The sequence below is a fragment of the Pseudomonas eucalypticola genome, from assembly GCF_013374995.1.
Classification (GTDB): Bacteria; Pseudomonadota; Gammaproteobacteria; order Pseudomonadales; family Pseudomonadaceae; genus Aquipseudomonas; species Aquipseudomonas eucalypticola.
Genome location: NZ_CP056030.1, coordinates 1,406,596 through 1,420,357 on the forward strand (window position 1 = coordinate 1,406,596; position 13,762 = coordinate 1,420,357).

The 13,762-nt window shown below is 63.5% G+C and carries 14 protein-coding genes; 4 read left to right on the top strand and 10 right to left on the bottom strand.

Going from position 1 to position 13,762, the window contains the following annotated elements:
• The first annotated feature begins 95 nt into the window (after positions 1-95).
• Positions 96-1,214, top strand: coding sequence for a GNAT family N-acetyltransferase (locus HWQ56_RS06440; protein ID WP_176570057.1), 1,119 nt, complete (start codon positions 96-98; stop codon positions 1,212-1,214).
• Between the two features lie 69 nt (positions 1,215-1,283).
• Here the strand turns inward: HWQ56_RS06440 and HWQ56_RS06445 are convergent, their stop codons facing one another.
• The 4 genes from HWQ56_RS06445 to HWQ56_RS06460 are packed head-to-tail and all read right to left on the bottom strand — an operon-like array spanning position 1,284 to position 5,468.
• Positions 1,284-3,116: an ABC transporter ATP-binding protein gene (locus HWQ56_RS06445; protein WP_158158913.1), complete on the bottom strand. Its 1,833-nt coding sequence runs from the start codon at positions 3,114-3,116 to the stop codon at positions 1,284-1,286.
• 42 nt (positions 3,117-3,158) lie between these two features.
• The gene (locus HWQ56_RS06450) at positions 3,159-3,722 is read right to left on the bottom strand and encodes a peptidylprolyl isomerase (protein WP_176570058.1); all 564 of its coding nucleotides are present in this window, start codon (positions 3,720-3,722) and stop codon (positions 3,159-3,161) included.
• Entirely contained in the window at positions 3,716-4,531 is an 816-nt protein-coding gene (locus HWQ56_RS06455; protein ID WP_158158909.1) for an alpha/beta fold hydrolase, read from the bottom strand. Before HWQ56_RS06455 ends, HWQ56_RS06450 begins: the two co-directional genes overlap by 7 nt.
• 13 nt (positions 4,532-4,544) lie before the next feature.
• Positions 4,545-5,468, bottom strand: coding sequence for a LysR family transcriptional regulator (locus tag HWQ56_RS06460; RefSeq protein ID WP_158158907.1), 924 nt, complete (start codon positions 5,466-5,468; stop codon positions 4,545-4,547).
• A 50-nt stretch (positions 5,469-5,518) separates the two neighbouring features.
• Between HWQ56_RS06460 and HWQ56_RS06465 the strand changes: the two genes are divergently transcribed.
• From HWQ56_RS06465 to HWQ56_RS06475, 3 genes are all read left to right on the top strand, one after another.
• Positions 5,519-5,833, top strand: coding sequence for a 3-phosphoglycerate kinase (locus HWQ56_RS06465; protein WP_176570059.1), 315 nt, complete (start codon positions 5,519-5,521; stop codon positions 5,831-5,833).
• Positions 5,834-6,080: 247 nt separating this feature from the next.
• A complete protein-coding gene (locus tag HWQ56_RS06470; RefSeq protein ID WP_158153845.1) occupies positions 6,081-6,938 on the top strand; it encodes a carboxylate/amino acid/amine transporter in 858 nt (285 codons plus the stop codon).
• Between the two features lie 118 nt (positions 6,939-7,056).
• On the top strand, positions 7,057-7,473 hold the full coding sequence (locus tag HWQ56_RS06475) for an Lrp/AsnC family transcriptional regulator (RefSeq protein ID WP_158153846.1): 417 nt from the start codon (positions 7,057-7,059) through the stop codon (positions 7,471-7,473).
• A 3-nt stretch (positions 7,474-7,476) separates the two neighbouring features.
• Here the strand turns inward: HWQ56_RS06475 and HWQ56_RS06480 are convergent, their stop codons facing one another.
• The 6 genes from HWQ56_RS06480 to HWQ56_RS06505 form a co-directional block, all read right to left on the bottom strand.
• Positions 7,477-8,148, bottom strand: coding sequence for a phenylalanine--tRNA ligase beta subunit-related protein (locus tag HWQ56_RS06480; RefSeq protein WP_158153847.1), 672 nt, complete (start codon positions 8,146-8,148; stop codon positions 7,477-7,479).
• Between the two features lie 5 nt (positions 8,149-8,153).
• The gene (locus HWQ56_RS06485; RefSeq protein ID WP_158153848.1) at positions 8,154-9,377 is read right to left on the bottom strand and encodes an ATP-grasp domain-containing protein; all 1,224 of its coding nucleotides are present in this window, start codon (positions 9,375-9,377) and stop codon (positions 8,154-8,156) included.
• A gap of 12 nt (positions 9,378-9,389) precedes the next feature.
• Positions 9,390-10,565, bottom strand: coding sequence for an MFS transporter (locus HWQ56_RS06490; RefSeq protein WP_176570060.1), 1,176 nt, complete (start codon positions 10,563-10,565; stop codon positions 9,390-9,392).
• Complete coding sequence (locus HWQ56_RS06495) at positions 10,562-10,885, bottom strand: Rieske 2Fe-2S domain-containing protein (RefSeq protein ID WP_158153850.1); 324 nt, start codon at positions 10,883-10,885, stop codon at positions 10,562-10,564. The genes HWQ56_RS06490 and HWQ56_RS06495 overlap by 4 nt, the downstream gene beginning before the upstream one ends.
• Positions 10,886-10,897: 12 nt before the next feature.
• Entirely contained in the window at positions 10,898-12,277 is a 1,380-nt protein-coding gene (locus HWQ56_RS06500; protein ID WP_176570061.1) for an iron-containing redox enzyme family protein, read from the bottom strand.
• Between the two features lie 173 nt (positions 12,278-12,450).
• Entirely contained in the window at positions 12,451-13,707 is a 1,257-nt protein-coding gene (locus HWQ56_RS06505) for a mechanosensitive ion channel family protein (protein WP_176570062.1), read from the bottom strand.
• Positions 13,708-13,762 lie beyond the last annotated feature (55 nt).

The following is a 13,762-nucleotide window of genomic DNA, read 5'->3' on the forward strand; positions in this document are numbered from 1 at the left end:
CGGGGCTTTTTTTGCCTGGAATTTTTCATTGCTCGGGAAGGAGGCGACAGCCAACCTGAATATGGCATCCTTGCACTATCCAAGGGGGAAATGCCATGCCACTGCACGTCACGCAAAGCCTGGGCGAGGTATCGGCCAGCGACTGGGATGCGTTGTTGCCGATTGATCAGCCCTTCCTGCGCCACGCATTCCTCAGCGCCCTGGAAGACAGCGGTAGCCTGAGCAAACAGTCGGGCTGGCGCCCAGAGCATTTGCTGCACATCGAAGACGGCCGCTTGATCGCGGCGATGCCGGCCTACCGCAAATGGCATTCCTACGGCGAATACATCTTTGACCACGGCTGGGCCGACGCTTGCCGCCGCGCCGGTATCGATTATTACCCCAAACTGCTCTGTGCCGTGCCGTTCAGCCCGGTCAGCGGCCCGCGGCTGCTGGGTGACGGGCTGGCGCTGTTGCAGGCGGTGCCTGGCTATGTGGAGGTCGAGGCGCTTTCGAGTGCGCACATCAACTTCACCGACCCTGCGCTGGATGCCCTGGTCGCCCAGGAGCCCGGCTGGCTGGAGCGCCTGGGGTGCCAATACCACTGGCATAACCGCGGCTACCGGGACTTCCAGGATTTCCTCGATAGCCTCAGTTCACGCAAGCGCAAGCAAATGCGCAAGGAGCGCGAGCAAGTGGCGGCCCAGGGTTTCGAGTTCGAGTGGCGCGAAGGCCGCAGCCTGGCCGAGACCGAATGGGATTTCGTGTATGCCTGTTACGCCAATACCTACGCAGTACGCCGCCAGGCACCCTACCTGACCCGGGCCTTCTTCAGCCTGCTGGCCGAGCGCATGCCCGAGGCTATCCGCGTGGTGTTTGCTCGCCAGGCGGGCCGGCCGGTGGCCATGGCGTTCAGCCTGGTGGGCGGGGATAGCTTCTATGGCCGTTACTGGGGCTGCCTGGCGGAGTTCGATCGCCTGCATTTCGAGACCTGCTTCTACCAGGGCATGGACTACGCCATTGCCCAGGGCTACCAGCGCTTCGACGCCGGAGCCCAGGGTGAACACAAGTTGATTCGTGGCTTTGAACCAGTGATTACCCGGTCTTGGCATTACCTCAGCCACCCAGGGTTGAAGGATGCGGTAGCCGACTTTCTGCAGGAAGAGCGTGCGGGCGTGCGGGCCTATGCCGAGCAGGCGCGCGCGGCGCTGCCCTATCGCCAGACGGCTGAATGACCGTAGCAGCGGACCCGGCCGCGTCCCGACCACCGCACCGACCCTGACCCAGCGCATGCGGCTCCAGGGTCAATCCATGCCGACGAACCCACCCGTCTGATGGTGCCACAGCCGCGCGTACAGCCCCTGATGCGCCAACAGCTCCTGATGGCTACCCAGCTCGACGATCCGACCATGCTCCAGCACCACCAGCCGGTCCATCTTGGCGATGGTCGACAGGCGGTGGGCGATGGCGATCACGGTTTTGCCCTGCATAAGGGTCTCCAGGCTTTCCTGAATCGCGGCTTCCACTTCCGAATCCAGCGCCGACGTCGCTTCGTCCATGATCAGGATCGGTGAATTCTTCAGCAGCACCCGGGCAATCGCGATGCGCTGGCGCTGGCCCCCGGACAGTTTCACCCCGCGCTCACCCACGTGGGCGTCCAGCCCCAGGCGGCCCTGGGCATCGGACAGATGGGGGATGAACTCGTCGGCACGGGCCTTGACCACCGCGTGCCAGAGTTGCTCGTCGCTGGCGCCGGGGCGGCCGTACAACAGGTTCTCGCGAATGGACCGGTGCAACAGCGACGTGTCCTGGGTAATCATGCCGATCTGCGCGCGCAGGCTTTCCTGGCTGACATGGGCAATGTCCTGGCCGTCGATGAGAATACGCCCGCCGGGCAGGTCATACAGGCGCAGCAACAGGTTCACCAAGGTCGATTTGCCGGCGCCCGACGGGCCTATCAGGCCGATCTTCTCGCCGGGGCGAATGTCCAGGGTCAGGCTTTCAATGATCTTGCTGCCCTTGCCATAGTGAAAGTCGACGTTCTCGAAACGCACGGCGCCGCGGTCCACTTTCAGCTTCGGTGCGCTTTTCACGTCGGTGACGCTGACCGGCTGGGCGATGGTCTGCAGGCCATCCTGGACCATCCCTATATTTTCGAAGATGCCGTTGACCACCCACATGATCCAGCCCGACATGTTGACGATACGGATCACCAGGCCCGTCGCCAGGGCAATGGCGCCCACCGAGATCAGCGACTGGGTCCACAGCCACAAGGCAAGGCCGGTGGTGCCGACGATCAGCAGGCCATTGAGGGCGGTGATGGCCACGTCCATGCTGGTGATGACGCGGCTGGCCATCTGCGACTTCTCGGTCTGCTCGGTGATGGCCTCGCGGGCGTAGTGCTGTTCCATGTTGGTGTGGGCGAACAGCTTGAGGGTGGCGATGTTGGTGTAGCCGTCGACGATGCGGCCCATGAGCTTGGAGCCAGCGTCGGAGGAAATCACCGAACGTTCCTTCACCCGCGGCACGAAGTAGTACAGGGCAATGATGTAGGCCACGATCCAGGCAATCAGCGGGATCATCAGCCGCCAGTCGGCTTCGGCGAACAGGATCAGTGAGCTGACCGCGTAGATCAGCACGTGCCAGAGCGCGTCCACCGCCTGCACCGACGAGTCGCGCAGGGCGTTGCCGGTCTGCATGATGCGCTGGGCAATGCGCCCGGCGAAATCGCTCTGGAAAAAATTCAGGCTCTGCTTGAGCACGTAGTTGTGGTTCTGCCAGCGAATCATGCTGGTCATGCCCGGGCTGATGGTCTGGTGCACCAGCAGGTCGTGCAGGCCGACGAAAATCGGCCGCAGCACCAGGGCCACCACGGCCATCCAGGCCAGTTCCCCGGCATGGTCGCCGAAGAAATGCACATTGGGCGCGCCTTGGGCCAGGTCGATGATGCGGCTGAGGTAGTTGAACAGCGCTACTTCGATCAGCGCGCCCACCAGCCCCACCACCAGCAAGGCAGCGAAGCTGGGCCATACCTGGCGCAGGTAGTACACGTAGAAGGCCAGTACCCGGGTAGGTGGCGCCTCGGTAGGCGCCTCACGGAAGATATCGATCCATTTTTCAAAACGACGGTACACCATGGGGCGAAAGCTCCTGCGTTAAAGGTCCTGGCCTTCAGGCCATCAGTCGACGCGCTTGGCGGACTTGATCAGCACCGGGTCGGAGGGCACATCCTGCATGCCCGCCTTGGTGGTGGTCGGGGAGTGCACGATCTGGTCGACGACGTCCATGCCGCTCACGACCTTGCCGAACACGGCATAGCCGAAGTCGCGGTTGCCGTGGTCGAGGATTTCGTTGTCGTTGACGTTGATGAAGAACTGGCTGGTGGCCGAATTGACAGCCGAAGTACGGGCCATCGACAGGGTGCCGCGCACGTTCTTGAGGCCGTTGTCAGCTTCGTTCTTGATCGGGTCGCGGGTCTGTTTTTCCTGCATCTGCGGGGTGAAGCCGCCGCCCTGGACCATGAAGCCCGGGATCACGCGGTGGAAGAGGGTGTTGTTGTAGAACCCGCTGTCCACGTAGGCCAGGAAGTTCTTGCTGCTGATCGGGGCCTTGACCATGTCCAGTTCGATTTCCACTTTGCCGAAGCTGGTGTCCATCAGCACGTGAGGGTGCTGGGCATCGGCGGCCATCAAGTGGCTGGCGAACATCAGGGAGCAGGCGGCGAGGGCGATTTTTTTCAGCATGGGACTCGTTGATCCTTGGGGGTGGAGGACACGGCGGCGAGGAAGTCCTTGAGTGTCCGGTTGAAGTGTTCCGGTTGGTCCAGCGGCGTAGCGTGCCGCGAATCGGTGATGACCGCCAGTCTTGCCTGGGGGATCAGCCTGACGTACTGCTCTTTGAGCGCCACCGGGGTGTAGTCGTGGTCAGCGCTGATGATTAAGGTGGGACAGCGGATCTGCCCGATGCGTTCCTGCACACCCCAGCCAACGATGGCATTGAAGCTGGCGATGTAGGCGTGTTTGTCGTTGCGCGCCCAGCGCTCGCTGATCATGCGCCGCAGGTCGGCCTGTTCCGGCCGAGGGAACAGTGACTGGCCCAGGCCCCGGCCAATGGCCCCCATGCTCACCAGGTGCATCAGGCTCCAGCGCTTGAACCACTGCCAGTAGTCCAGGGGCTTGCGCAGCTTCACTTCCGGGGCACTGTTGACGATGGTCAGGCTGCGCAGCAGGGCGGGGTGGTCCACCGCCATCTGGAAGCCCGTCATGCCGCCCATGGACAAGCCCACATAATGAACGGGGCCGGTAGCCAGGCGCTCGAGCAAGGCGGCGAGGTCGGCGGCGAAGCCGGCGATACTGTAGCGTTCGCGGGGTTTTTCCGAACGGCCATGGCCGCGCAGGTCGACCACGATCACGCGATAGCAGGGCGCCAGGGCCGGTACCTGGTATTCCCAGTCCTGGGCGCTGGAGCCCAGGCCGTGGACCAGCAGCAGGGGCTCACCCTGGCCGTACTCTTCGTAGTGCAGTGTGCAACCGTCATGTTCGAAAAAGGCCATGGCGACAATCCTGTCAGGCGGGTTGAGGGGCGGCGAAGGGGGTATCCAGGGGCGCGGTGTCGAACTGGCGCAGCAGTTCCACCAGGATCTGCGTGGCCGGGCCCAGGGGCTTGTCTTTGTTGGAGTAAAGGTAGAACACCGGATGGCGGCTGCCGCCTTGTTCCAGTGGCAATGGCTTGAGCACATTTTCCCGCAGCTGCCGTTCGATCAGGTGGCGCGGCAGCCAGGCGAAGCCCAGCCCCGAGCCGACGAACGTCGCGGCCGTGGCCAGGCTGCCCACTGTCCAGCGCTGCTCGGCGCCCAGCCAGCCGACGTCCTGGGGTTGCCGGCGACCGCTGTCGCGGATCACCACCTGCAACTGGCTTTCCAGGTCCTGGAAGCTCAAGGGGCGGTTGAGGCGATGCAGGGCATGGTCGGGGTGGGCCACGGCAACGAATTCCACGGCGCTCATTTCGGTGCCCAGGTAGCCAGCGATGGCGTACCCGCTGATCGCCAGATCGGCGACGCCCTCGGTCAGCACTTCATCCACCCCGGAGAGTACTTCTTCGCGCAGGCGCACGCGGCAGCCGCGGCTCTGCGGCATGAACGCGGTGAGCGCGCGCACCAGGCGGGCACTGGGGTAGGCGGCATCGACCACCAGGCGCACCTCGGCCTCCCAGCCTTGCTCCATGTGGTGGGCAAGGTCTTCCAGCTGGCTGGCGTTTTTCACCAGTTGTCGCGAACGGCGCAGCAGCACGCCGCCCGCTTCGGTGAGCACCGCCTTGCGCCCGTCGATGCGCAGCAGCGGCACGCCGAGCTGGTCCTGCATGCGCGCCACGGTATAGCTGACCGACGACTGGGAACGGTGCAAGGCTTCGGCGGCCTGGGCAAACCCGCCATGGTCGACCACCGCCTGCAGGGTTCGCCACTGATCCAGGGTAACGCGGGGCGCTTTCATCATCGGCTCCTGATGTCCTAAGCTGGCAGTTCCATCGTGGAGACTGCCGAATGAAAAGTTGCTGTGCGCTCTTGCTGACGCTGTTGCCGTTCACTGCCTTTGCCTACCCCATCGAGGTGGAGAAGCACCTGGCCGGAACGGGCATTTCCTTCACTACCGATGACACCGCTGGCGACATGGGCGCCATCACCTTGCGCAATGATGGCCCCCAGGCCGCGCAATGCACGGTGGAGTTCCGCAACGGGCCGGAAGCGCCACGCGTGCGCAGGGCGAGCGTGGAGCCCGGCAAGAGTGCCACGGTGTTGCAGCGGTTCAATCGGGACATTCTCAAGCTGCGGCTGAAGGTGACCTGTGAAGCCTCCTAGGGGGGCTTCTGAAAGAGTAGAGGAATGACCGTACAAATCAACTTAGTTGATGGATTAGTGGTCGTTTTCGAGATTTTTTATCAGCTTGGTGTCGCTGGAAGGGGCCGATTCGAGGCTTTCTGCGTTATCGAGACCGAGCGCCGCGCCGGCGGCCCCCCTAGGCAAACACCCCTGGCCCACACCAATCAGGGATTGCCCACCCCCGCCCAACCCGTTAAGGTCGCCGCCTCTAAGGCAAGGGGCACCCATGGGCTATCTACTTCTGGTTACATTGATTCAGGCGTTTTCCTTCAACCTCATCGGCGTGTACCTCGCCGGCCACGTCGACAGCTATTTCGCCGTGGTGGCGCGGGTGGTGATCGCCGGCCTGGTGTTCATTCCCTTGACCCGCTGGCGGCGGGTGGAGCCCGCCTTTCTGCGCTCGATGCTGGTGATCGGCGCCTTGCAGTTCGGCGTTACCTACGTGTGCCTGTACCTGAGCTTCCGAGTGCTTACGGTGCCCGAAGTGCTGCTGTTCACCATACTCACGCCCCTGCACGTGACCTTGATCGAAGATGCCCTCAACCGTCGCTTCAACGCCTGGGCACTGCTGGCGGCCGTGGTGGCGGTGGCGGGTGCGGCCATCATCCGTTTCGACCGGGTGAACCCGGATTTCTTCATGGGCTTTTTGCTGCTGCAACTGGCGAACTTCACCTATGCTGCTGGCCAGGTGCTATATAAGCGTCTGGTCGCCCGCTACCCCAGTGATGAACCGCAGTACCGTCGCTTCGGTTATTTCTTCGTTGGCGCGTTGCTGGTGGCCTTGCCGGCGTTCCTGGCGTTCGGTAACCCCCACCACCTGCCGGAAACCTCGCTGCAGTGGGGGGTGTTGGTGTTTCTCGGTCTGGTGGCCACGGCGTTGGGCATGTACGCATGGAACAAGGGCGCCAGCCAGGTCAGCGCCGCGACGCTGGCCGTGATGAACAACTTGCACATCCCCACGGGGTTGCTGCTCAACTTGCTGATCTGGAATCAGAGCGAACCGTTGGGGCGCCTGGCGCTGGGCGGCGTGGTCATCCTGGGGTCGCTGTGGATCAGCCGACGCGGTATGGCGACCAGCCGGTAGGTGTGTTGTATCGAGTTACCTTTTGCCCGGCGAGCGCACCGCCGCAGCCGTGGCAAAATCGTCAGGGCCAGCGCCCGTGAAAGTGTGGATCGAGGGGTGTGCCTGCAGGGGCGTGAAGATGGACAAGGTCGACAAGCAGATCATCGCCGCATTGCAAGAAGACGCCAGGGTCAGCCTGGCGCAACTGTCGCGCCAGGTGCACAAGTCGCGCACGGCGGTGGAGGCTCGCGTCCAGAAGCTGATCGACAATGGCGTGATCCTCGGTTTCACCATCAACGTGGCCAAGCCCGAGCAATCCGAACAGACGGCGTTCCTGATGCTGACCTTGCATGGCAACGTCTGCCACCTGGTGTTTCCGCAGATTCACGCCTACAGCGAAATCATCCATGCCTATTCGCTGTTCGGCGACACCGACATGATGTTGCAGGTCAGCTATCAGCAATTCGAGGAACTGATGGTCCTGAAGGACAACCTCATGGCCCTCGAACACGTGGCTGACGTGGTCATCAACCCTGTGCTCAAGGCCTGGCGCTGACCTTCAGGCAGCAGCCGATGGCAGGAAGTGGTGTTGCAGGCCGGGCAGGGTTTCGCGCAGCGTATCCACCAGTTCTTCCAGTACCCGCTGGTTGAAGGCGCGCGGTGTGTCGTGGTGGCCGAGCACTACCGCTACCAGGCGCGACGAACTGTCGGTCAGGCGGAACTCGTGGGCATCGGCGTCGGTTTTACCGATGCAGGCCAGCAATGCATCGGCACAGGTGTAGACCAGGTCGCCGGGCGCCACGGTAGCGTCTTTCTTGGCGAACAGCGGGCGAAACTTCATGGGCGTCGCCGCGCGGAACACATGGATGTCTTCAGCCTGTTCATAGGTATGCACGCCGATGCTCACCCCATGGCGGATGGCGATGGCGTTGTAGGCATCCACTACGTTGTTGATGGAACGCACCCCGCGGGAAATGAAGGCCTTGAGCAATTTTTCATTGGCCGCGACGGCATTGGGGTAGCCCATTTCCTGCAGCTGGCGCGAGAAACCGTCGTAGATCGGGTTGGTGGCCAGGTTGTCCAGGTGCGAGGCGACCTGGTTCAGGTTGCGGGTCAGCAGCGGCACATACCCTGGGTCGTTGTTGACCTGGATATTTTCAAGCACCACGGCGCAGGCATTGCCGGCACCCAGGGCGGCGGCACACGGGTTGATGATCAGGTTGGCGGTCATGGGTATCACTGGCTCCATAGCAGGGCGCGGATCTGCTCTGCGCTGTGGTCGAGTTGCCGGGCATCGTCGTGGCTCAGCCAGAACAGACCGGGGCAGGTGGCGAAATCGATGGTGGTGGGCACGTGGGCGCCCGTGGCGACGAAGTAGCGGTGGCCGCCATAGCCAGGCACCTTGCCAGCCTCCACCATCGGTTCGAAGCCGGGGCCTTCGAAGGTGGACGGGCGTTCGGCCCAGAAGAAGCCGATGCGGCCATGGCGCAGCTGCCGCGAACAGCCGCTGCCCGCCGGTGCGGGGCGGCCCAGGTAGCTGTCGATGGCCACCGACAACAAGTCGGGTTGGTACACCTGCTGGAACAGGCGCGGAGCGATACCGCCGTGCAGACGGGCACCGGCCTCGATCATCACCGGGCCCTGCGGCGACCAGATGATTTCCATGTGCAGCGGGCCGTGCAGCACGTTCAGGGCGGCGGCCGCCTGACGCGCATAATCGAGCAGCGGTTGCAGGTCGGTGTCGTTCGGGTCCAGGGTATCGAGGCTGTCATACACGAACGGGCTGCCATTGCGCAGGATCTTGGTGTATCTGCACACCGTGGCGACATGGTAGGTGCCGTTGAACGCCACCAGGTCCACCACGTACTCGGGGCCGCTGATGAAGGGCTGCACCACGAACCCCAGGTTGACTTCGCCCAGGTCATTGCGCTGGTCCCAGCCCGCGTTCAGCAGGGCCTGTTCCACGGCGGCGCGGCCAGTGGCGAACACCACGCCCTGGGTAGCCGCCGAGTTGAGCGGCTTGACCACGTACTGCTGGTCCGGGGCGATGGTCGTGAGCACAGCGGCTATCTGGTCGGGGTGGGTCACCAGGTGGCTGTCGATGTGGGCCAGTTCGCGCCGGTCCAGGGCTTGCTGCATGCTGTACTTGTTGCGGCGCTGGTCGCTGGTGGCGGGGCTGTTGCCGCGCACCCCCAATGCCTCGGTGAGGTGGTCGGTAAGGTGAATGGCCGTTTCACAGCCGGCGATCACCGCTACCACGCCCAGCGCATCCAGGGTTTCCACCAGCTCCGGGCGCCAGTCCAGCACCTGGGTGAAGTGTTCGGCGACCAGGTCCTGGGTGAAATGCGCAGGCAGGTCGGGCCGCGAGATGATGGCGATGCAGTTCAGCCCACGGGCATTGAGCAAGGGGGCGTACAGTTTGCCGGTGGAGAAGGGGTCGACGATAACGATATGGTTCATGGGGCGGTTTTCCTACTTGGCCACGATGACAGGGCGTGGTGCCGGCCAGAGCGTGCGCAGCAATACGGCGCTGCCCAGCAGCACGGCAGAAGCGACCATCAGTACGCGAGCGCCTTCCATGCCGAGCAGTGCCTGGGTGGTGAACAGGGTCAGCAACATGGGCGCGGCGCCGCTGACCAGCAGATAGAACAGTGAGCTGCGTGCGGCGATGACATCGGCAGTGTGCTCGTCCGGGGCGGCTTCGATAAGCTGGCGGCGCAGCTCGATACGCAGGCTGTTGATGCAGAAGCCGAGCACGCCGGCGGCGGCCATCATGACCCCTTCATGGGTGAAATAGACCATGGCCACGTCGGCCGCGATGATCAACGCCACGGCACCGTAGCTGCCCAGGCGCACTCGCGGCAGCACCGCCGCGCAGAAGGCGCCGAGCCCCGCCAGGCCACTGGCGGTGCCGAACAGGGTGGCGTTCCAGCCATTGAGTTTCTGGAAGACGATGGGCACCAGGCTGTTGAACGCGCCGATATGGAACCCGATCATGCTCAGCACCACGATCAGCAGGTACAGCTGCGGCCCCAGGCTGGCCGAAGGCGACTGCGGCGCCGGCGCCGCTTGCCCGGCCTGGGCAGGCGTGGCGGCTACCAGGGCGATGGCGGCCAGCGAAACGATGGCGGCGATACCGATGATCTGCAGGGTTGCGTTGACCGCGAAGCGGTCGACGATGACCCCGCCCAACAAGGCGCCGCCAAACGCGCCGATTTGGATGGCGGTCTGCATCAGCCGCGCCGAGGTGTCGCTGGTGGTGTGCCCCGCGAGTACCAGTCGGGTGTTCTGCGATTCCAGGGTGCTGATGGTGAAGTAGTCGGTCACCCCCACCAGGAACGCAATGCCCAGGAAGCCAATGGGCAGCGCCGCGGCCTGGGTGAACGAAAGCGCCACGATGCTGGCGAACACCACCAGGCGGATATACAGCAAGCGGCGCATGCTCATCTGCACCACCCGGTCGCGGCTCAGGTATTGCTCCAGGGCATAGGGCACCACCGTGGCGATGCACAACGTGACGCCCACCAGAAAGGTGGAGCCGGTGGTTTGCAGGCCGAACCACACCATGGCGATGACAATGGCCATGTCCAGGCCAGTGAACAGCGTGACGATGGCGTAGAACGCAGGTAGCGTGGTTTTGTTGTTCATGACGTTTCACCGTGGCGAATGATGCGCAGCAATGGGGTGCAGTCGTGGTCCGTGGGGATCACGGTGCTCAGGCGCTTGCCCACCCGCACGGTGGGCAGCGCCTTCTTCTCCAGGTTGCACAGCGGATAGGCGTTGTCGTGCCAGGGGCAGATCACCCGTTCACCGTTGTCGGACGCCTGGCCCATGTGCAGCGGGCCGCCGCGATGGGGGCACAGCGTGGGCAACAGGTAGGTGGACTGGGCATGCTGGTTGAGGAAATAGGTCTTGCCGCCCACCGCCAGGTAGGGGGTGTGGTCGGCATCCAGGGTCACGGATTTCATCGTGGCAGGCCCTCAGAGCGCAGTGACGGTGTAGGTGCAGGACGGGCTGGTGACCTGGGTACCATGCAGCATTCCCTTGGGAATGATGATGCCTTCCCCGGCGCTGAGCTTGACCGACAGCTGCGGGGTGACCACGAAGTCCAGTTCACCTTCTTCCACCCAGAACAGCTCATTGCCGGCATGGGTGTGCAGCACCGATACCTCGCCCTGGGCCTCGGTGAAGCGCGCATCGGCGGGCTTGCTGGCGTGCAGCATGGCGGCACGCGCGCGGTGGGCGTCCAGTTCGTCGTGCCACTTGATGTGGGCGTAGAGTTCCTCGTCGGCCTGGTCCTGCAGCAGCCTGAACTCTTCGAAACCGCGAATGATGTCCGGGATCACCTGCTTGCCGTATTGGCGGATCATGGGAATGATCAAGCGCTGCAAGGCCATGCGCCCGTGGTGCACGTCGATGTGCTGATGCTCGTCGAAATACTCGGTCGACACCTCGTCGCCGAAGATGTCGCGAATGGCCCGTGACTGGTGGCCAGTGGTCAGTGCCAGGGACGCTTCGGTGTAGTACATGGCGCCGATGTAGCGGAAGAACTCGCCATGGTTGGCCGAGATATAGTGGAAATAGTTGGTCAGTGACAGGGAGCTGGCGGTGTAGAACTGCCAGTAATGGTGCACCTGGCTGCTCAGCCCGGCCTGTTCGAGCAGGCCCTCGAAAATGCTGCTGTGCTTTTTCTTGTCGATGCCGTAGCCATATTCATCGATGAGGATCTTGAACAGCTCGCTGGTGTGCGCGCCGGCATTGCCCAGCACGTTGCGCGCCATGGCCGAGGCTTCGCTGAGGAAATCACCGGCGCACTGGATCAGGAAAAAACGCGCCGCCCGGCGCGGGTCATGGCTGCCGGTCAGTACCTGGTGCAACCGCGATGGCGCCTTGGCCACGTCGTCGAGCACCTTGTCGGTGTGGGCGATAAACGACTCCTCGCACCAGGCGCCGTTGATATGCACCTCTTCCTTCAGCCAGCCGTAGGTGCACTGCTCCAGGCGTGGTCGTACCTGTTTGCCCAAGGCCATGTGCGCCGGCTCGTAGAAGCCCTTGAAGGCTTTCATGTCGAGTTTGGCGGGCGGCTTGGGCAGGAACACCAGGTCCTGTTCATAGATGTTCAGCAACAGGCGCTGGGCCAGCAAATGCTCGGGCGTGGCGAGGTCCGCGCTGGTCAGTTGCGTGCGCAGCAGGGTCTCGGTGACGTCCTGGGGGCGCAACGGGCGCTGGTACGGGTTCGCGGTGTAGAACGAGCGCGGCTGGGCAAACGCCGGCGCAGCGCTGAAGCCTCGAAGGGCCTGGAAGTCTTCGGCTGGCAGGGTATCGATGGCTGCGGTGGAGGTGCGGGTTATCCCTAACATTGTCTGACGCCTATGGTCGTGAGATCGATGGGCGTGAATGCTATAAGTCGGGATGGATGATGGGCAGTTTGAAAAAAACGCTTTGGGTAGTGAAATTCACTAAAGCGGGGGCGGGTGTGATACGGAAGGCGTAGCGGCGGCCTCACGGCCGCTGCAGGTGCCCGGGCCAGCGGCTATCGCGCCGTGATCATTCCCCGGCGAAAATCCGTCCCGCTAGGCTGCTGATACAGGCTCAAGCCGAACTCCGGCATCACCGCCAGCAGGTAATCGAAGATATCCCCCTGAATCCGCTCATAGTCCGCCCACACCGTGGTCCGCGTGAAGCAGTAGATTTCCAGCGGCACGCCCTGGGCGCCGGTTTCCATCTGGCGGACCATGCAGGTCATGTTCGGCTGGATGTCGGGGTGGCTTTTCAGGTAGGCCAGGGCGAATGCGCGGAAGGTCCCGAGGTTGGTCAGGTTGCGGCGGTTGGCGGCCAGGTCGGCGACTTCGCCCTGGGCTTCGTTCCAGCTGTGCAGCTCGGCCTGCTTGCGGCCCACGTAGTCGGTCAGCAGGCGCACCTGGGTGAGGCGCTGCTGTTCGTCGGCGTTCAGGAAGCGCACGCCGCTGGCGTCGATGTGCAGGCTGCGCTTGATGCGGCGGCCGCCGGACTGCTGCATGCCGCGCCAGTTCTTGAACGACTCGGACATTAACCGCCAGGTGGGAATGCTGACGATGGTCTTGTCGAAATTCTGCACCTTGACCGTGTGCAGGGTGATGTCCACCACGTCGCCGTCGGCGCCCACCTGGGGCATTTCGATCCAGTCGCCCACGCGCAGCATGTCGTTGCTGGTCAACTGCACGCTGGCCACGAACGATAGCAAGGTGTCCTTGTACACCAGCAGGATGACCGCCGACATGGCCCCCAGCCCCGACAGCAGCAACAACGGCGAGCGATCGATCAGGGTCGCGACGACGATGATGGCGGCGAAGATGTACAGCACCATCTTGGCCAATTGCACGTAGCCCTTGATGGAGCGCGTGCGGGCGTGTTCGGTGCGCGCGTAGATGTCCAGCAGGGCGTTGAGCAGGGCGCCCATGGCCAGGGTCAGGAACAGGATGGTGACCGCCAGCGCGACATTGCCGATGAAGTGCGCGGCTTTTTCACTCAGCACCGGCACCAGGGTGAGGCCGAACTGGATCACCAGCGACGGCACCGTCTGGGCGAGGCGGTGGAAAACCTTGTTGTGCAACAGGTCATTGAGCCAGTGCAGCGCGGGTTGGCGCCCCAGCAGCTTGACGCCGTGCAGGATCAGGAAGCGCGCCACGCGGCCCAGCACCAGGGCGATGGTCAGCAACAGCGCCAGGCTCAGGCCAGCACGCAGTAACGGGTGGTTGTCCAGTGAACTCCAGTGGGCCTGGGCCTGGAGCCAGAAGTCTCGAATATCCATGGGTTGCAGCCGATGTTCAGTGGGTGATGAACGGCGCATTAGAGCGCATTGCTCG